Source organism: Caballeronia sp. LjRoot31, assembly GCF_964253885.1.
GTDB lineage: Bacteria > Pseudomonadota > Gammaproteobacteria > Burkholderiales > Burkholderiaceae > Caballeronia.
On the sequence record NZ_CAXURX020000002.1, the window covers coordinates 1,831,923 to 1,850,319 of the forward strand.

General features: G+C 55.5%; 14 protein-coding genes. 4 read left to right on the forward strand and 10 right to left on the reverse strand.

All coding sequences use genetic code 11. The features are described from left to right. Positions 1 to 10 precede the first annotated feature (10 nt). The gene (ribA, locus tag ACSQ8V_RS26560) at positions 11 to 661 is read right to left on the reverse strand and encodes a GTP cyclohydrolase II (RefSeq protein ID WP_213768786.1); all 651 of its coding nucleotides are present in this window, start codon (positions 659 to 661) and stop codon (positions 11 to 13) included. A 319-nt stretch (positions 662 to 980) separates the two neighbouring features. On the opposite strand from ribA, the gene ACSQ8V_RS26565 reads away from it, so the two are divergent. After that, the gene (locus ACSQ8V_RS26565) at positions 981 to 2,627 is read left to right on the forward strand and encodes an ABC transporter substrate-binding protein (protein ID WP_436184597.1); all 1,647 of its coding nucleotides are present in this window, start codon (positions 981 to 983) and stop codon (positions 2,625 to 2,627) included. A 61-nt stretch (positions 2,628 to 2,688) separates the two neighbouring features. Here the strand turns inward: ACSQ8V_RS26565 and ACSQ8V_RS26570 are convergent, their stop codons facing one another. Next, positions 2,689 to 3,384: an NADPH-dependent F420 reductase gene (locus tag ACSQ8V_RS26570; protein WP_436184598.1), complete on the reverse strand. Its 696-nt coding sequence runs from the start codon at positions 3,382 to 3,384 to the stop codon at positions 2,689 to 2,691. 294 nt (positions 3,385 to 3,678) lie between these two features. On the opposite strand from ACSQ8V_RS26570, the gene ahpC reads away from it, so the two are divergent. The 3 genes from ahpC to ACSQ8V_RS26585 all read left to right on the forward strand — a co-directional run bounded on the left by ahpC (position 3,679) and on the right by ACSQ8V_RS26585 (position 6,732). Then, positions 3,679 to 4,242 carry an alkyl hydroperoxide reductase subunit C gene (ahpC, locus tag ACSQ8V_RS26575; protein WP_213768783.1) on the forward strand — a complete coding sequence of 188 codons (564 nt, stop codon included), beginning with the start codon at positions 3,679 to 3,681 and terminating at the stop codon, positions 4,240 to 4,242. 145 nt (positions 4,243 to 4,387) lie between these two features. Then, positions 4,388 to 5,977 carry an alkyl hydroperoxide reductase subunit F gene (ahpF, locus tag ACSQ8V_RS26580; protein ID WP_436207675.1) on the forward strand — a complete coding sequence of 530 codons (1,590 nt, stop codon included), beginning with the start codon at positions 4,388 to 4,390 and terminating at the stop codon, positions 5,975 to 5,977. A gap of 272 nt (positions 5,978 to 6,249) precedes the next feature. Next, entirely contained in the window at positions 6,250 to 6,732 is a 483-nt protein-coding gene (locus ACSQ8V_RS26585) for a hypothetical protein (protein ID WP_213768781.1), read from the forward strand. 147 nt (positions 6,733 to 6,879) lie between these two features. Here the strand turns inward: ACSQ8V_RS26585 and tssF are convergent, their stop codons facing one another. The 8 genes from tssF to ACSQ8V_RS26625 all read right to left on the reverse strand — a co-directional run bounded on the left by tssF (position 6,880) and on the right by ACSQ8V_RS26625 (position 18,396). Beyond that, entirely contained in the window at positions 6,880 to 8,649 is a 1,770-nt protein-coding gene (gene tssF, locus ACSQ8V_RS26590) for a type VI secretion system baseplate subunit TssF (RefSeq protein ID WP_436207676.1), read from the reverse strand. After that, the gene (locus tag ACSQ8V_RS26595; RefSeq protein ID WP_436207677.1) at positions 8,646 to 12,020 is read right to left on the reverse strand and encodes an ImcF-related family protein; all 3,375 of its coding nucleotides are present in this window, start codon (positions 12,018 to 12,020) and stop codon (positions 8,646 to 8,648) included. Before ACSQ8V_RS26595 ends, tssF begins: the two co-directional genes overlap by 4 nt. A 79-nt stretch (positions 12,021 to 12,099) precedes the next feature. Then, the gene (locus ACSQ8V_RS26600) at positions 12,100 to 13,269 is read right to left on the reverse strand and encodes a hypothetical protein (RefSeq protein ID WP_436207678.1); all 1,170 of its coding nucleotides are present in this window, start codon (positions 13,267 to 13,269) and stop codon (positions 12,100 to 12,102) included. Between the two features lie 140 nt (positions 13,270 to 13,409). Then, the gene (locus ACSQ8V_RS26605) at positions 13,410 to 13,667 is read right to left on the reverse strand and encodes a PAAR domain-containing protein (protein WP_436207679.1); all 258 of its coding nucleotides are present in this window, start codon (positions 13,665 to 13,667) and stop codon (positions 13,410 to 13,412) included. 1,506 nt (positions 13,668 to 15,173) lie between these two features. Further along, a complete protein-coding gene (locus ACSQ8V_RS26610; protein WP_436207680.1) occupies positions 15,174 to 15,851 on the reverse strand; it encodes a hypothetical protein in 678 nt (225 codons plus the stop codon). An 8-nt stretch (positions 15,852 to 15,859) separates the two neighbouring features. Beyond that, the gene (locus ACSQ8V_RS26615; RefSeq protein WP_436207681.1) at positions 15,860 to 16,666 is read right to left on the reverse strand and encodes a hypothetical protein; all 807 of its coding nucleotides are present in this window, start codon (positions 16,664 to 16,666) and stop codon (positions 15,860 to 15,862) included. 608 nt (positions 16,667 to 17,274) lie between these two features. After that, entirely contained in the window at positions 17,275 to 17,706 is a 432-nt protein-coding gene (locus tag ACSQ8V_RS26620) for a hypothetical protein (RefSeq protein ID WP_436207682.1), read from the reverse strand. Between the two features lie 57 nt (positions 17,707 to 17,763). Continuing rightward, the gene (locus ACSQ8V_RS26625) at positions 17,764 to 18,396 is read right to left on the reverse strand and encodes a hypothetical protein (protein WP_436207683.1); all 633 of its coding nucleotides are present in this window, start codon (positions 18,394 to 18,396) and stop codon (positions 17,764 to 17,766) included. Position 18,397 lies beyond the last annotated feature (1 nt).

Consider the following 18,397-nt stretch of genomic DNA (forward strand, 5'->3'; position numbering starts at 1 on the left):
CCGCGGTCAACTATTCATTTTCATCGAAGTAGTGGCCAAAGCGGACCTGCTTCGTCTTGATGTAGCGTTCGTTTTCTTCCCGCACGGGAATGGCCAGCGCCACTCGTTCGCAGACCGGGATATCGTGCTTGAGCAGCGTGTCGAACTTCGACGGATTGTTGCTCATCAAGCGCACCGACCGTACATCGAGCGCACGCAGGATAGCGGCGGCCGAATCATATTCCCGCGCGTCGTCGGGCAAACCGAGATGCAGGTTGGCATCAACGGTGTCGTACCCCTGCTCTTGCAGCGCATACGCGCGGATCTTGTTCGCCAGCCCGATGCCGCGCCCTTCATGACCGCGCAGATACAGCAAGATACCGCGATTTTCAGCCGCGATATAACGCATGGCGAGGTCCAGTTGCTCGCCGCAATCACACCGATACGAGCCGAATACATCGCCCGTGACACACTCGGAATGCAGCCGGCACAGCACGGATTCGCCATGGCTGACATCGCCCATGACAAGCGTCAGATGCTCGGCGCCCGTGCTTTTCACGCGATACACATGCGACTCAAACACGCCGTAACGCGTGGGAATCGTGGCCTTCGCCACGAGTTCGACGCATTCTTCGTGGGTTGCTACGGCAGTGGCTGCCGGTGAATCAGAAACGTTTTTCATGTTCTCTTGTACTGCCTAGGAGGGCGTGGGCCGCATACCGGTATTTAATCGGTAACTTTAGCAAGAAGCTGGAAGAAAGCGGGAGCGCCCGGTCCGACATGTTAAAACGCCCGGGAAATATTTGCAGCCCGCAGGCTGGAAGGACCTGTGGCCGTCCGATGAACCGGGTGAAACCGCCCCAGGTCCCGACGACGGTTTTCGACATATCAAAAGAAGAACGTATCGCTTCGTCAAAAATTCCGTGGTTGGTAAAGTACATGACTACTTAGGCGCGCCCGCGTGCCTCCGGGCAGCGCCCGTCAACCCTTACCGACCTTACATGCCATATCAAAGCCCGAATCAAAGCTCGACAGCCAGCTCGTTCTTCGCGCTGGCCCGCACTGCGGTTTGCACGCTTGCCGCCCTTGGGGCGCTCACCGGCACGGCCCAAGCGGCGGGCAAAACCTTGGTGTTCTGTTCGGAAGGCAGTCCCGCGGGCTTCGATTCCGCGCAATACACCACCAGCACCGACTTCGACGCCGGCGCGCACGCAGTCTACGACACCCTGGTCGAATTCGAGCGCGGTTCGCTCACCCTGGTGCCCGGTCTGGCCGAGTCATGGGACGAATCGGCCGACGCGAAGACCTTCACGTTTCATCTGCGGCACGGCGTCAAGTTCCAGACCACGCCCTGGTTCAAGCCCACGCGCGACTTCGATGCGGACGACGTCATCTTCACGTTCAAACGCATGATCGATCCGGACAATCCGTTCCAGAAAGCGCATCCGGTCAGCTTCCCGTATCTCAGCGATCTCGGTTACGACAAGAACATTGCATCGATTGAAAAACTCGATGACTACACGGTGCGCTTCACGCTGCACACCTCCGACGTAGTGTTCGTACGCAATATAGCGATGGAGTTCGCCTCCATCGTGTCGGCGCAATACGCCGACCAGTTGCTGAAGGCCGGCAAGGCGGAGGACCTGAACCAGAAGCCCGTGGGCACCGGGCCGTTCGTGTTCCGTGATTATCAGAAAGACGCGATCATCCGCTACGACGCGAATCCGGACTTCTGGAACAAGAAGGACGTGCATATCGCAAAACTGGTGTTCGCCATCACGCCGGACGCGGCTGTGCGCATGCAAAAACTCGCGAGCGGCGAATGCCAGATGACCGCCTTCCCGCGCCCCGCCGATATCCAGACCGCGCGCAGCAATCCGAACCTCACGGTGCTGTCAGGCGTAGGTTTCAACGTGGCTTATGTCGGCTACAACACCACCCACAAACCGCTCGATAACGTGCTGGTGCGCCGCGCGCTGGACATGGCCGTCGACAAACCGGCCATCCTGAAGAGCGTCTACGAAGGGGCTGCGACCGTGGCCTCGAATCCGATGCCGCCGTCACAATGGTCGTATAACAAGGCGCTGAAAGATGCGCCGTATGATCCCGCGAAGGCGCGTGAACTGCTGAAGCAGGCGGGTTTTCCGAACGGCTTTTCGATCACGTTATGGGCCATGCCCGTGCAGCGCGGCTATAACCCCAACGCGCGCCTGATGGCGCAATTGATTCAATCGGACTGGGCGAAGATTGGCGTGAAAGCGAACATCGTGACCTACGAATGGGCCGAATATAACAAGCGCGCGAAAGAAGGCGGCGAGCACGACGCCATCCTTTACGGCTGGATGGGCGATAACGGCGACCCGGACAACTGGCTCGGCACGACCCTCGGCTGCGACGCAGTGCATGGCAGCAACGTGGCGAAGTGGTGCGACAAGCAATTCGACGACCTGATCGGGAAAGCGCGGCTGATCACCGACCAGCCGGCCCGCACCAGGCTGTATGAGCAGGCGCAGGTCGTGTTCAAGGATCAGGTTCCGTATACGCCGATCGCCCACGCGAACGCGTTTCAGTTGATGACGAAGGACGTCAAGGGCTACGAGATCAGCCCGCTGGGCGGTCATCGTTTCGACGGCATCTCGCTCGACTGACAACCCGCCCCGGCTTCAAGGCGACGGGCTTTGAATTTGAAAGGCCCGTCGCCGTGTTGCTTCATGCGGGGTGATCGAAGCTGCCGGGGCTCTTGTCCGTCGCGCTCCATTGCGGCTTGCGAGCCTTCTCTGCCTTCTGCAAACCGGCCTTCAGGCCCTCGCGGTCGAAATCCTTCGTGTAGACCGGCGTGCCCGGCTGGTGACGCCAGGAGTCGTCAATACCGCCGTTATCTACCGGATCGAAGCCGATCTCGTTGACCAGTTGCATTACGACGGCTTTGGCATCGGCGTTATCGCCCGAGACCGGCAACGCCACGCGTCCCGACGTGCCCTCAGGCTTGCCGAGATCGCGCAAATGCGCCGCGTAGATGTTGTTGAACACCTTGATGACCGGACGCCCGATCTGCTGCGAGACCCACGCACTTTCCATCATGCCGGACTCGATCCCGTCGATACGGCCATCGCGCTCGCGCGGATAGTAATTTCCGGTGTCGATCACGACCGTGGTCTCCGGCACGTCGTCGAACAAGCCGGCCGGCAGATTCAGCACTTTCTTTTCGGGAATCGTGACCACGATCACGGCCGCGCCGCGTACCACGTCGGTAAGCTCGGCGGCCGTTGCCCCGGTTTCGGCCGCGACTTCGGCCAGCGTATCCGGCCCCCGCGAGTTGCCGATCAGGACCTCATGCCCATGCTCGACCCAGCGCAGCGCCAGTACGCGACCAATATTACCCGCGCCAATGATGCCGATTTTCATACACCCTCCTGTTGATTCCGTTAGCTAAAAGCGGGATGTGCGCAACGCCCATGCCCGTCGTGTTCGTTGAACCTGCCTGCGATCCCGGATTCCGGCGATCTTGATATTGGCAGCAGGTTCCAGGTAACGATAAAATGCGGCCCCGTTAATGCGGCGGCCTCACTCAGCCGTATTAACCCTGATAGCCTCACCACATCGGCCCCATTAAATCATTCGATTTTCCATATTGGGCGCCTCCCGTCATACTTCGTTCACTTCCTTACCACTTAACCACTTAACACAAGGACATACGCAATGCCGATCATCAACAGCCAGGTCAAACCGTTCAAAGCCAATGCTTACCACAACGGCGACTTCGTCACCGTGACCGAAGAAAGCCTGAAGGGCAAATGGTCCGTCCTGGTGTTCTACCCGGCTGACTTCACGTTTGTTTGCCCGACGGAACTCGGCGATCTGGCCGACCGTTACGCAGAATTCAAGAAGCTGGGCGTCGAAATCTACAGTGTGTCGACCGACACCCATTTCACGCACAAGGCATGGCACGACACGTCGGACACGATCGCCAAGATCCAGTATCCGATGATTGCCGATCCGACGCTGGTGATCTCGCGCGCCTTCGACGTGTTGATCGAAGAAGAAGGCCTGGCGCTGCGCGGCACGTTCGTGATCAACCCGGAAGGCGAGATCAAGCTGTGCGAAATCCACGACAACGGCATCGGCCGTGACGCTGGCGAACTGCTGCGCAAGGTGCAGGCCGCGCAATACGTCGCCTCGCATCCGGGCGAAGTCTGCCCCGCCAAGTGGACGCCGGGCGCTGAAACGCTGACGCCGTCGCTTGACCTCGTCGGCAAGATCTAAGCTTTAAATCCTCGCTGCTTTTGCTTTAAATCCTCGTTGTAAAGCGCTGTACAGTCCGGGCCGCTCGCGGCCCGGATGACGCTCGCCTCGCATTCCCTTGCGTTAATAGTTAATAAAAACCCTCGTCACACGGACTCGAATCGCCATGCTGGAAGCCAACCTCAAGACTCAGTTGAAAGCGTATCTGGAAAAGGTCAGCCGGCCGATCGAGATCGTCGCTTCACTCGACAACTCGCCGAAATCCGTCGAGCTGCAAGGCCTGCTGCATGAAATCGCCACGCTGTCGGACCGCATTGCGGTGATCGAGAAGCGCGACGATGCGCAACGCAAGCCCTCGTTTTCCATCGGCGAGCCGGGCAAACCCACGGGTATCCGTTTCGCGGGCATTCCGATGGGCCATGAATTCACGTCGCTGGTCCTGGCGCTGCTCCAGACCGGCGGCCATCCGGTCAAACTCGACGACGCGGTGATCGAACAGATCCGCGCGCTCGATGGCGACTATGAGTTTGAAACGTATATCTCGCTGTCGTGCCAGAACTGCCCGGAAGTCGTGCAGGCGCTGAACGTGATGGCGCTTATCAATCCGCGTATCCGCCAGGTCACCATCGACGGCGCGTTGTTCCAGGACGAAGTCGAGCAGCGCCAGATCATGGCCGTCCCCACCGTCTACATGAACGGTGAAGTGTTCGGGCAAGGCCGAACCGGCGTGAAGGAAATCCTCGCGAAGCTCGATAGCAACGCCGGCGCCCGCGCCGCGAAGGAACTCGAAAAGAAAGGCGTATTCGATGTGCTGATCGTCGGCGGCGGACCTGCCGGCGCGGCGGCGGCCATCTACTCGGCGCGCAAGGGCATTTCGACCGGCGTGGCCGCTGAGCGCTTTGGCGGGCAAGTGCTGGATACGCTCGCCATCGAAAACTTTGTCTCGGTGCAAGCGACCGAAGGGCCGCAGTTCGCAACCGCGCTCGAGCAGCACGTCAAGAGCTATGACGTCGACATCATGGACGTGCAGCGGGCCGAAGCGCTCGTGCCGGGCAAGATTCACGAGGTGCGCCTCGCCAACGGCGCGGTGCTGAAAGCGAAGACGATCGTGCTTGCCACGGGCGCTCGCTGGCGCGAAATCAACGTGCCGGGTGAGAAGCAATATCGCAATCACGGCGTGGCGTATTGCCCGCATTGTGACGGCCCGTTGTTCAAGGGTAAGCGTGTTGCGGTGATCGGCGGCGGCAATTCCGGCGTTGAGGCGGCAATCGATCTGGCTGGACTGGTCAGCGCGGTGACGCTGCTCGAATTCGGTACGGAGTTGCGTGCCGACGCCGTGCTGCAACGCAAGCTGCGCAGCCTCAAGAACGTGACCGTCATCACGCAGGCTCAGACCACGGAAGTCACCGGCGACGGCAAGAAGGTCAACGGCCTTTCGTACAAGGACCTGAGTTCGGGCGAAGCGAAGCACATCGAACTGGAAGGTGTATTCGTGCAGATCGGGCTGGTGCCGAATACGGAATGGCTCAAGGGCACGGTCGAGTTGTCGCGTCACGGGGAGATCGTGGTCGATGCGCGCGGCGCGACATCGGTGCCCGGTGTATTCGCGGCCGGCGATGTCACCACAGTGCCGTTCAAGCAGATCGTTATCGCGGTCGGCGAAGGCGCCAAAGCGTCGCTCAGCGCATTCGATTACCTGATCCGGAATTCGGAGACGGAAACGGTTGAGGCCGAAGCCGAGGAAGTTGTGGCCTGACGCGGTTGCGCCAAGCAGTTCACCTTACGGATAGCTGTTTAAGCCTCAATCCGATTGCTGCAGTCAAACGCCCGATAATCACTATCATATTGATTATCGGGCGTTTTTTCGTCTTTTTTGCGGCTTTCATCGTGTAAAAAATACCGTTAATCAGGCAGTGCTTAAAAAACCTAAAGAATTGCCCCGAGTTGCCGTAGATACCGGAAGAGTGCACATCTGCGGCCATCGGACAGCACTTGCCGATGAACAAATCATCTCGAGGTCATGACGGTATGGGAATTCTCGGAAACACCTTCAGCACCCTCTTTCGCGGCCACGGGCGATCGCACCCCGGCATGGCGCAAAAGCTCGAACGCGCGCTTCGGCGGGAAGGCGATTTGAAACGCGAACTGACCCAATTGCAGCTCAGGATGTCGGCGGATGCGCCAGGCATTGACGTCAAGGTGGACCTGATGAAATTCGACGTGGCGCAGGAAAAAGCCGCGGTCGCGAGTTTGACAGCGGCATTGCTCAGCGCGCAGGAAGACCTGGAACTCGAAAAGGCGAACCGGTCGGCTGCGGTTCATCTCTTGAAGAAACATGGCGTGATCGACGGCGTGGCGTATGCGAGTTTTACGCGCGAGCAACGGGTCGAATTGATCGCGGTGGCAATGGACGAAGTTGCTGGGAAAGAGACGACCAGCCGGTGGCGGGCAAGGTCGCCGGCTAGTGCGAAGTCGGGGTCGGGGTCGTCGGGGAAGAGTAAGGAGTTGTAAGGTCTGGCCGACGGCGGGCATTAAATGGCGACGGGTAATCCCGCCTTGTTCGCGCCGATGCCTTTGCGGCCATCCTCCGCTTTTAATCAGCGTGCGCTTCTTTTAGCTCCGGCAATGCGTCAATGCAAAGGCCAGGCGCGCACACCGTTAAAAGCTCGGCCCATCAAACTCGCAGGACGGATACCGCTTCTCAGCATCACCCGTCCTGACGACCAATCGCACAAAAATATTCGACGAGGTGTACCGCGCCATAAACCGGTTCAGCACATCGCTGAATAACGCGACGTCACCTGCGCCCAGAAACCCGCTGGAATGAAGCGACACCTCAATCTCAACTCCACGCTCCAACCGGTTACGCCCGAGGCGCTGCAAAGTCTGCAAGCGCACATCCTGCACCGCGTCAATACGACGCTGGTTTTGCTCATCCGAGGTCCAGTTATAGAGCGATAGTATTTCTCGCAAGACCACCGCGTCCAACATTGATAGTCCATTAGCCGCGAAGTGCGACATCACCTTCCACTGATAGCGCTTCGTGTCAGGAGGATAAGCAGGCATGCTTGGCTGCGTCAGATTGCGTACCTTCTCAATACCGGCGATCGCCGATATTGGTTCAGTCAACATGGTTTCGCGCAACTCCATGCGTGGCAACGTACCGTTATTAGCCAGCACACGCGCAGTAATATGGTCGTCAGGAACACTGCCGGGCACATCCCACGCAAGACCGCCTAGCGCCAACCACATCTCGCGCGTCCCGGATGGTCCAAGGACATTTCTAGTATGGAAGTAGCGTTCGGGCGCTTCGTGCCTTAGCATTCCACCGCGATGCCGGAACTCTTCGAACGGCACGTAATGGTGCTTTTCGGCTGATCTGTGATCGACTGCAATCACGGTCACCGCCGAATAGGATTCGACGTGCTCACCGGCTGAGCGAGACGTACGCACCCGGTAGTCGTGCTCAAATGCATCTGTCTGAATTGGCTCGGCATCCAGTTCAAACAGGTTGATCACAGGCGTGCAGTGCAGGCGGAAATTCGACGAATCGATCCGCGTGCCGGGCGGCAATGGACGGCTGAGCACAATCTCGAACTCGACATGCGTTTCGTCCACGGGAACCGTTGTCGCATCGAAGCCGCATAGATCGATGAAGTGAAACTTCTCGGGGAATGTGAAGTATTCGAGTAGGCCTTGTTCTCCGTCGGATTGCGGATTTGCATCGGGCCATACACGGGTCTCAGGGCCGAAGCCCGATGCCTCAATACGCAAACCCATTGCCAACTGGGCACGACCGTCGTGAATAGATGGCATACAAACCGCGATCGAACTTACGTCGCGGGTAAGCGCAGCGTAAAGCACCGACGCATCCGCGCGTTCACCGTGCAAGTAGAGGCGGATACACGACAAGTCACCAAGCGCGTGTTGATCAAAGCGTTGCGGTTCAAATACGACACGGACTACGCTGCGGCCGTCTGCACGTGTCGACGTAGAGGCATCGGTCAATGTTAGCGGTAGAACTTGAACCACCCTCGTGGTGCGATAGATGCAAGTGGTCTTCGCAGGTCCGACAGGTTTCGAGCGCAGTGCAGTGCCTGCCGGCACTGAATTGAATCCAACCCTGTCCGTGCGCGGTACGCACTCAAGAATCGCTAGCGACGGGATCGTTCGTACCATATGCGGCCAAAGCATGCTGACGATAGGCTCCGTTATTTCCGGTAGATCGTCGTCAAGCTTCTCGCGCAAGCGCGCGCTTAAAAAGGCGAAACCCTGGAACAAGCGCTCGACGTTCTCGTCTGGAGCACCCACATTCATCAATCCGAGACGATGCGCTGCTTCCGGATGCGCTTGCGCGAACTCCTTGCTGGCTTCGCGGAGATAGCGCATTTCCGCTTCGTAATACTTGAGGATTTTATTTTCGGTCACGGCTGCAGTTCCGGTGGCAGAGGAGGCAGTGTTGCGACCGCTGCTGTTTTTGAAGAGCCGGCACCAATGGCAAATATCCGCTCAGGCATCTTGAAGCCGCGTAGTTTGAGCAGGTCGAGCGGTCCAGCGCCGGTTTGAGTACGCATCACATAATGCAATGGCTCCGTGTTTCCCTGAGTCCAGGTCAATGCCGTACGAGTACTGTCCAGAGGGCTCGTTTCGGCCTTTTCCAGCAAACGCAAGAATGCCCAGTCCCCAGTGTTCTCGAAGGCGATTCGCGTGCCTGCATCAAACGTCTGCCAAGTCAGGATTGCCCGGCCGTTCAAGCCGTTGCCCGGCCACTGCATTGCCTTCCAGGTCTCGCGCTGATTGAAATACACGATCGGCACGCCATCGATATTCAGTTCCGTACGCGTTACGTCCACGGTGGAAAGCGCCATCAGATCGAAGCGATAGCCCGCATCGCCTTGCGCGTAGAGTCGTGCGCCGGTGGCGGATAGTTGCGCAAGCGCCTTCAGGAACGCGGGGTCGAATTGAAGCGCTTGCGGCGCAAGTTCGTTCGGCGTCCAGCGGTCGCCGCTTTGTTGAAGCACGCCGGCCAACTGCGTCGTTATGAAACGAGCGATCAGACCGGTGTCGGGGCGTATGTAGCGGCCAAGCTCTGCAAACGATGCATCGGCGGATGTGTCGGCGAAAGGATAGTGTCCGTCGAAAGCGGTCTTGAACGGCGTCGCGACACCCGTTCGCCAGAGATCATTCAGGCCAGCTGCAGCAGGGGTCAGGATTGTTTGCCAGGCTGTGTCGAGCGGTTGCGCAAACAGTGCATTGCCGAAGCCTGCCCAGTGCGCGCCGAGACTGGCTGCCGTCAGATTGGCATCGTCGCGAGCTTGCATCAGCTCTGACAACTTACCCTGGAATATGGCCTGCGCCAGTGATCGAGCCATTGCTTGCGGCTCGGGACTCGATGCGATTTGCTGCAGTTTCAGGCGAACCGCCGTCACACGATTGAGGTAGTGCGCGAGACTGATATCGTTTGATGCTACCGCTGTTTTCGCCGCGCTTCCGTTGTCCGCACTATCGCCCACCAACGCCAGTAGTGGTCCGAATGACAGGTCGAGGGGATTAATTGGCAGCGGTTGAATCTGCGAGCTTGCATCGCTACCGTGCAGGAGATCCTGAGCCTTGCGCACAAGCGTATCTGATAGAGCTTGTGATTGCCGTCCGGCTTGTGCTTGAAACTGCACTGATTTCATCAGCGCAATTAGCGGCGACTGCTGTGCGTCGGCGAGCCGGGTCAATTGATCGATAGCGCCACTCAGGTTTGTTGACGGCTGCCACCGCACGCTATTGAGAAAACCTTGCCACGCAGCAGCGTAGTCAGCGAAATAGCGCTTAGTGAGGCGTTGTTTGATGTCTTCCTGCGAGTCGTCGTCGGCGTCTTGCGCCGCATCTTTTTTTCCGGAACTTGCTGCAAGCACCCAATCGCCGCCGGTCTTGCGCTCACGAGAAATCTTGTCAATGGATTCGGCGACGACACCGTCCCAAGCGGCTCGCGTATAGATGCCCGGTACGCTTTGCGCCGTAGCAAATAAGCCGCGCGCATCTGCACCGTTCATAAGAGTGGCGAGCGTTGCATCGGAATACTTACCTTTGGCTTCGTCCAGCAGGCTCTTGTAAAGGGCATCGTCAGCGTTCTGCAGGCCAATCTGGTTGACTAGCGCATTGCGGGCGCCACCGATCGTTGGATCGAGCGAAACGTCATTGATAGCCGTCCGCCACTCCGGATGAGCCAGAAGTTGATCCGCGTAGAAGCCAGCGAGGCGCGGTGACTTGTCGAGCCATTCACCTATGGGCATGTCGGGCGGCGCTTCCCAGGTCGCGACGAGTTGTTGCGTGAGGAACGCTGGATCGGCTCGCTTTGGTTCAGCGAGCATCAAGTAAGCCTTCAGCGCGTTGTAATAACGCTGCATGGCCTCCGGACCCTGCGGACTGTCGGAGCGCAACTCCGCAAGCGTGACGAGCGTTGATTGCAGCGACTGCGCAACCGGCTCTTGCAGGTTGCGCGTGCTTACCGTCCTATACGGCCGCCAAAGCGTTGCGAGGATGGCATCGTTGGAATTCAGTCCCGCGCGCAGGTACCAGGGTGCGCCGTGTTGGCGGCGCTGCTCGAGTATCTCTATGGTTTGCTGGAGCTGCAATTGCGTACGTATCGCCGCACTGCTGCCCGGCGAAGCGGCCAACGCCTGCTTTGCCGCCGTATCCGCCGATCGCACGATGCTCTGATTGCCGATGAAAGAGATCACGAGCGCCACACACCACGCCATCGTCGCGACGGCGGCCATGGCAGCGATCACGTTCGGCCAATGGAAGCCGATGCGCTTGCCGCGTTGAGTGCTCGCCGCTGCGGCTAGAAACTGCCATGTGGGCAACACAGATGCTGGCAGCAGCATGGGTTGATCGGGGTCGAAAGCGGACGACGTCGGGTAGGCTGGTGTGAACACCATGCCGGCAAGCGGTGCACGCCGCCATTTCGATGCGACCAGCGCGTCGAATTGCACGATGATCCGAGTGCTTTGATGGTCCATGTATTGCGAGAGCTGCGCCATGTATGGAATCCGGCGCGGCTCGAACAACGCAAGCGTTCCGCGGTGGCTGCTGCCGCGCATGATGGTGTACAGATCAGACGAGAAGGTCGAGGGGTCGTTTAGCGTCAGGCCGACGGCCTCGTAGGTGTCGGGGCGGCCGCCGCCGACTTCCACGCTATGGAGCAGGTAGACCGGAGCAGCCCATTTCAGATCGATTGCCTGGGTCGCGAGAGTTCGGGCGAGTTCAGTGTCGGGCCGACTGGCATCGGTCGTGCGCATGACCTGCGCCACTGCATCGATAGGACGGCGCCACCGCATGCGGCTGATCTGCTCGCGCCAGGTTTTAGCATCTACGTTCTCAGGCGATGCATGCAGCAAGACCGCATGTTCGGTAAGTACAAAACCAGTCTGGCGCAGACCCGGTGCGACAGTTTCGGTTAGCGCGTCTTCGCCGGTGACGAGAAGCCAGGGCTGGCGGTATTTCCAGCGCCAGCCGAATTGCGCGTGGAGTTCAGCGCGGAGGTCTGTTAAGCGAGGGTCGTATTTCGACGGCTTCGGGACAACTTGCCCCGGCGTAGCATTGCCGGCACCCTTGCGGAACACCATACCGATCGCCGTCCATGCACCAGTGCGTGAGGCGAACAGATTAAGCACCATCAATCCTGTTAGCACGCTTAGGATCCAGATCGAGGCAGTTTTCTTCTCTTCGAGGCGCGGCGTGTGGACCAGATCACCATTGAGCCAGACCAAGCCCAACGCAATCGCGGCCAGTACGATTGCGGCCATCGCAATGCCCCATGTCGGGATAGGCCGTACCTCCGAAATCGGAGGGTCGACCGGCTCAATGCGAGCAAGTTCTTTGATGCTATTCGGCTCGATCTTCATGCCTGGACCGTGGGTGCGCATAGAGAACCGCCGACTGAACGGTTTCCGTGCGATTGATAATAAGTTGAGGGTCCTCCAGACCAGACTCGATCGCGGCAGCAATCGCGAGCCAGCCTGCGCCCGAGCCGGCATGGCCAATAACGCGGTCCGGTAAAAGTTGCGTATCCGGGGTATCAAGACCTGTCAGCGACGCTTCGCTGAATGCGCTCGCGAGCGTGGCATCGTCGTCGATATTGAAGCCACTGATCCAACTGCGCTTGATTTTGGCTGCTACGGTCTTGCCCCATAAGACCGCATTCGACAATCCTTCGTTGAGAGCATCCATGCCGACGGCGACCGGACGATGTAGCGTGCCGACGGCTGCAAGCGCCCCCGCAGACGGGCCAGCGCTCAGTAATACGGCAACGCCCCCTTCGGTGCTGCCTGGAGGCGGCAACGTGTCATGCCACTCCGCGGCGATCACGAGTAAAGGGCGACGCTCAAGCGCGTCCAGCCATGTATCGGCCAGCATGAGGCCGTCGCTCGCCGGCGCAGCCTCGCAATGAAACGGCGGCAATCCTAGCGCGGCGAGCGTATCGCGTACCTGCTGGACGCGTGAGGACGCTGCATCGGGATTAGCAGTCGCAAGTCGCACGATGGGCATGCGCTTTGAGCCCAACCGCGAGATCGTGTGCAACGAGTCGATGAGAGGAATTAGCACCTGCTTTACGACATGACCGAAACCATCTTGAGGCACGCGGCCAGCTTGCGAATCGGAAGCCTCTACTGTCTCCGGGATTTCTGCTTCAGAATCGTGGTCTGCATCGGCCTCGTCCACGAGGGGCGATTCGAAATCAGGAAACCGCATATGAAGGACCCGGTCAACTCCGGTGCGGGTATTCTGCGGCGCTATAAGCGGCTTACCTGACAGGATCCGCGGTACAAGCGCCTCCTTACCCAGCGGCAAATGATAGGCGTATGCCAACACGTAGAGCGGCTGCTGTGCATAGGTGACACGCTCACGCATCCAGTTCTGACGATGCTGGTTGCCATACAGCGCGTGCAGGTACGCCGTCTCATACGCAGCGCGAGCACATCCGAGCACGAACAAGAAGAAGCCGTTCGGTAATCCCACGACACAAAACCAAAAGAACGGGCCCTGCGCTGGCATGCTCGCGGGCCAGATCAGCAGCGCGAATCCAGATCCAATCGCGCAGCAGAGAGCCCAGATACCTAGCCACGGGAGAAAACCAGGATTCCGGGGAGGATAGGCAAGCGGAGGGCCAGCGGCGCTGAAATCGACTGACATGATCAGGCTATGGACGCATTGGTCAGAGACGATATCAGGCGACAGCCGCATACACATCGATGGAAGTGCAGCGCCACCGGGATGCCCTTATCGGTAAAGAATGGATGACCTTCAGCGATCGTTGTTTCGCCGTGGAGATCACAGATTGCTGAATCACCCTTGCGTGCCACACGGAGGTCGATGAACTCCATGTCCGGCGAGCCGCTTGTAACGTGGCCGCCATTTTCCAATGCGTCTCCGACGCGGATGGGATTTTGCATAGGTCTTCTACTTCGCCTCGAAAAGTTGAGCGCAAGACGCGTCATCAGTAATGACACGTCGATTTTTGTGTATGTCCCATACACCCCGGTAAGCATGCTGGTCGCAACTCATTGCGCCAGAAGGTGAGACGTAGTTGCCATCCGGCGAGATGATTGCATTCGGCCGTCGCCGGTGCTGATGAATGCGAGTCTCCTGAGTGCCGTTAGCGAGTGCCCCTGAACATATGCCCTGGGAAGATTCACCATATTTCGCTGGCTATCTATGCGCGACATGGTTGCCAACCAAGAGAGCGGCTGAACACTCACAAGCTCCACCGTCACATAAATTCATTTTCCTATATTTATATCTGACAATATTCTCGTACGACTTGGGATATTAGAAACGCACACGGAGACGTTATTTTTACAATTCTCTAAATCCTTCACGGTCACATATCCAAAAAGGCGAAACCATGACGGCTGATTTACCAAAGCTAACATCAGCAGATTTAGAGGGGGTGACTAAGATGGCACTCGTGAAAACTGCCATTTCCTGAGACGACGATCAAATCCCCCTTGATCCAATAATTTTCTTCGGCATGAACCAACCCAACAAAATATAAACTACTCAGGAAAATATAAAGGAAACATTTTGTCATAATTTCGACCCGACGAATGCCACCTCAATTTCTTGCGGAGCTTTGTTTTTGAGATGCAAGTCAATTGCAAAATTTTAAAATTTTACCCGAGTTTCCTAAAAAAACACGAGTACCACTGTATGTTTCCCCCATAAAGTTCTATTGTCCCTCTACGAAACGTATTGATTTAATCATCTCTATAAAAACCCGCAGGTGAGCCCGGCGTCGAGATCAAAATCTCGTGACCTCCGCCTCAGACAGTGTTTTGCCATAGTTTCACTCATTCGCGAACTCCCAATCACCAACGTAACGCATCGGTTGCTATCGGTATAACGTCGGCAATATTCGAGGGGGGGTGATTTGTACGGGGTTTTTCGATAGATATCTTCCATTAACCAGTCCCGCTTCTGTTGGAATACTCGGACTATCGCCAAGAATAAAATAGGCGTAGCGAAAAACTGCTCACGTTCGGGCAAGCCACCTGCGCCACCAACTAGGCTAAAACAGGATTGGGCATCCTGATTAGTGATTTTCATCGGTGAGAGGAAGCTAACATTTATAATCAGCGGCTACGCTATTGGGAGAACAGAACATCATCCTTGATTTATCGAAGTTCAGGATGTATTCATCTTGCATTCGGCGAGAGTTGTAGCCTTGACCAACTGATATTTTGAAGACGACAGTCCGAGCTGCTTTATAAGGCTTAGAAAAAAATTGCATGCCGGATCCCCGATTACTAGCTGATAAGAATACTTATTGGTTTTTTCGAACAAACTACAAGACGCAGTATTAGTCGATCTCCCGTGAACGGCAACGATAGTACCTTTGTCAGTAGAGGTCTTCCATTCAATGGCAGAAAATACTTTATCCGATTTTATATGCACACCCGTTATTTTTTAAAAGCAAGTGCTTCTTTGGATGTCGAAAATTTACTTAGCATCCTCACGGCGGGAAACCCTACTTCTGACCCGCCACGGACGTCGTTTTCACCCGCAGGTGGATTTGACGTCGATATTGAGCACTTATATTTTTCCGATATGCTATCTGGATGACAAAAGAGATTATTTGACGAGTCGAACAATAATTCAAAATCCATTTTATCCTCAGGACTGTCAAATGATTGTCTAATGAAAACTCCGAATTTTATAGTCGGCAAGCCGGTGGCCGCCTTGCCCACTGCGACATCGATAAAACCGCAGAACGGTTGACCTGTTACAAATGCGAAGGGCGCGTCCCCAACCTGTTCAAAGAAAGAGCAACTAGCTGCACGTCCGACGCCTTCGCGAACGGCGACCAACGTTCCTCGCTCGGATCCGGAATGCCATTCGACTACTCTAAATATCTTATGATTGGCGATATCAATATCTGGAACAGTTCGTAAACCATTTTCAATGATCCTCATGCGTTGGGTGGAAACGGCGCGCGGAGCACTGATGCGGAGATCATATGGATTTTCATTTTTTTGAAAAGCCTGCGCCACTAGTGCGAAGCTCAGACAGGACATCAAGACGCATATCGCGATATAAGCCCGCCCGTTGAGGTCTTTGAGAATTTTTTTTATATACATTTTCAACCCTAATCTGATGAGGTGAAATCGACCCGAACGGAACCGCGCGGCGTATTGATTACCTCCTGCATCACCGTATCCACCCCATCCAGCAAAAATCTAGCAACGAAGGCCGTATATGCCTGTCTTTCAATATAGCCATTTCCTCCTCCGTTAACTGAGCGACTGACATCGCCGATCATTTCGGGGGTCCAAGCGAGATCAGCTTTCCTACCAATATTGAGTCCACTTTTATACTTTTTCGAAACCCAATAGAATCCTCCAGAGTCACATGAACGAGCGGGATCGTCTGCGATTAAATTGGGGTTGTATCGACTAGCCCATCGAATTTCCGTTCCGCCATCATTGGGATGAACCGTCCAGTGAGTGGAAATAGCAGTAATCCTGGGGCTTAGCGGTAGCAACCGGTCACTGTAAGCGCCAGCATGTGGCAACATGTTGGGAGCAAAAAATTTAAGATAGTCATCATAGTTAGCAGCCCAGGTCAGCTGCATTATTCCTCGACCATAAAAAGCACCGTAGTATTTTGTAGCTGGATTTTTAATATTAAATTTTCCAAATCCCCATTCGTGCATCATTGGGTACCTAGTCAGATTTCGCCATTGCGCCGTCTCCCAATTAGCTTGCGCAATAAACAAGGCTTTTCTTTGAGCACCGTCTAACCCAAATTTACGAAGAGTGTTATTAAAATGCAGGAGATAAGGACTTTGATTCGATTTTACTGTTTCCAAGTGCATCGTCGTGGCCGCACCTGTAATGATGGCAACACTCATTCCACCCTGTGGTTGATAGAACGGAAACTTCGGTAGCGTCATTGCGAGTTCGTTGCCACTCAGCCGGCGATAGAGGCGGATAGTGCAACACGTCTTTAGATGCCGTTAGCGAGTGCCCCTGAACATATGCCCCGGGAAGATTCACCATATTTCGCCGGCTACCTATGCGCGACACCGTTGCCGACCAAGAGAGCGGCTGAACACTCACAAGCTCCACCGTCACATAAATTCCATTTCCTATATTGATATCTGACAATATTCCCATACGAGTTGGGATATTAGAAACGCGCACTGAGACGTTATTTTCACAATTCTCTAAGTCATTCGCGGACACGTATCCATAAGGCGAAACCGTGACGGCTGATTTATCGAAGCTAATATCAGCAGATTTAGGGGATTAACTAAGGCGGCATTCACGCAAACGGCCACTTCTTGAGACGACGATCAAATCCCCTTGATCCAGTACTTTCCTTCGGCATGAACCAACCCAACAAAATATAAACTCCTCAGTAAAATATAAGGGAAAAATTTTGTCATAATTTCGATCGACCTGATGACGCCACCTTGATTTCATGGAGTTTTGTTTTTTAGATAGGACTCAATCTCAATAGCAGAGCACATCAGATAACATGTAAAATAGCAATATTGTATTAACACATTTTTTTAAACAATTTAACAATCTCAAGTCTGTGTTGTGCGAATTGTAGATTTAGTTCAGCACCTAGCCATCCAGGAAAATGATCTGCTTCATTGACCACGCTCTTCGACAAGGTTGACGAATCATTGATGTATTTTTTTGCCATTTCAGAACATTTATGAGAAAGCGATTTGTTAATCTCGATTAAAATGATTTCCGTTTTTTTATCTACATCCATCGCCGCTTCGGCGTAGCAACTTTGCAAAATCATGCCGCAGCTCGAACCACAATTTTCGCGATCCGTTTCCGCATTTTTTAGACACGCGGAAAAAGAATGGGACCGACTGGCGGGTGTCAAAACGACATCGATTGGACCTCCCAGTGGCGACGATGCCGGTATCAACAAGATGATTAAACAGCAGATTGCAGGAAAATATTTCATCATCAGAGATCGGGTTACCTTTAACGATCGGCGCCAAAGGGTACGCTTGTTAAGCGCAAGTCAAGGAAAACTGAATAGCCGCTCACACGACTCATCGTCCATCACAACGTGCTTGTTTCTCGATATATCCCACACGCCCGGATACGCGTCATCCCGACATCTCAATTCGCCGCTCGGCGCGACAAAGCGACCGTCTGGGGAAATGGTGGCGGATCCCGCATCTCCTGATCCGCCGAAGGCGTATTTTTGTTGAATCGAAAGCTTGCTCCCTGGGACGTTTGCGCCGTGAAGTGTTACTAAATTTCTCGGGCTACCGATGCGACCCACTGTCGCCAGATACAAGAACGGTCGCACGCTCACGAAATCAAGCGCGATATAGAGCTGCTGACTCAAATTTATGTCTGCAAGAACGCCCGTTCCTTTGGGAATAGAGGAAACATGTACCGACTGCGCTGACGTACAGCTATCAAGAGACAATACCGAAACAAACCCCGTTTCAGAGACGATCACTGCGGATCTATCAAAGCTCTCAACAGCAAAACGAGGAAGTTGGTCCAGCTTGCAAATGCGTGACTGACCATTCCTTGATACTATTAAGTGGTTTCCATCCACGCCGTAAGTGCTATCGGGAGACGCGACGGCAGCAGATCCGGTGAGAAACAATACAAGTGCTAGTCGATTAATTTTTTTCATA

Coding starts and splice junctions, on each gene's coding strand:
- ribA (WP_213768786.1), bottom strand. CDS start 661: ATGAAAAACGTTTCTGATTCACCGGCAGCCACTGCCGTAGCAACCCAC.
- ACSQ8V_RS26565 (WP_436184597.1), top strand. CDS start 981: ATGCCATATCAAAGCCCGAATCAAAGCTCGACAGCCAGCTCGTTCTTC.
- ACSQ8V_RS26570 (WP_436184598.1), bottom strand. CDS start 3,384: ATGAAAATCGGCATCATTGGCGCGGGTAATATTGGTCGCGTACTGGCG.
- ahpC (WP_213768783.1), top strand. CDS start 3,679: ATGCCGATCATCAACAGCCAGGTCAAACCGTTCAAAGCCAATGCTTAC.
- ahpF (WP_436207675.1), top strand. CDS start 4,388: ATGCTGGAAGCCAACCTCAAGACTCAGTTGAAAGCGTATCTGGAAAAG.
- ACSQ8V_RS26585 (WP_213768781.1), top strand. CDS start 6,250: ATGGGAATTCTCGGAAACACCTTCAGCACCCTCTTTCGCGGCCACGGG.
- ACSQ8V_RS26595 (WP_436207677.1), bottom strand. CDS start 12,020: ATGGCCGCAATCGTACTGGCCGCGATTGCGTTGGGCTTGGTCTGGCTC.
- ACSQ8V_RS26600 (WP_436207678.1), bottom strand. CDS start 13,269: ATGCCAGCGCAGGGCCCGTTCTTTTGGTTTTGTGTCGTGGGATTACCG.
- ACSQ8V_RS26605 (WP_436207679.1), bottom strand. CDS start 13,667: ATGCAAAATCCCATCCGCGTCGGAGACGCATTGGAAAATGGCGGCCAC.
- ACSQ8V_RS26610 (WP_436207680.1), bottom strand. CDS start 15,851: ATGTATATAAAAAAAATTCTCAAAGACCTCAACGGGCGGGCTTATATC.
- ACSQ8V_RS26615 (WP_436207681.1), bottom strand. CDS start 16,666: ATGACGCTACCGAAGTTTCCGTTCTATCAACCACAGGGTGGAATGAGT.
- ACSQ8V_RS26620 (WP_436207682.1), bottom strand. CDS start 17,706: ATGATGAAATATTTTCCTGCAATCTGCTGTTTAATCATCTTGTTGATA.
- ACSQ8V_RS26625 (WP_436207683.1), bottom strand. CDS start 18,396: ATGAAAAAAATTAATCGACTAGCACTTGTATTGTTTCTCACCGGATCT.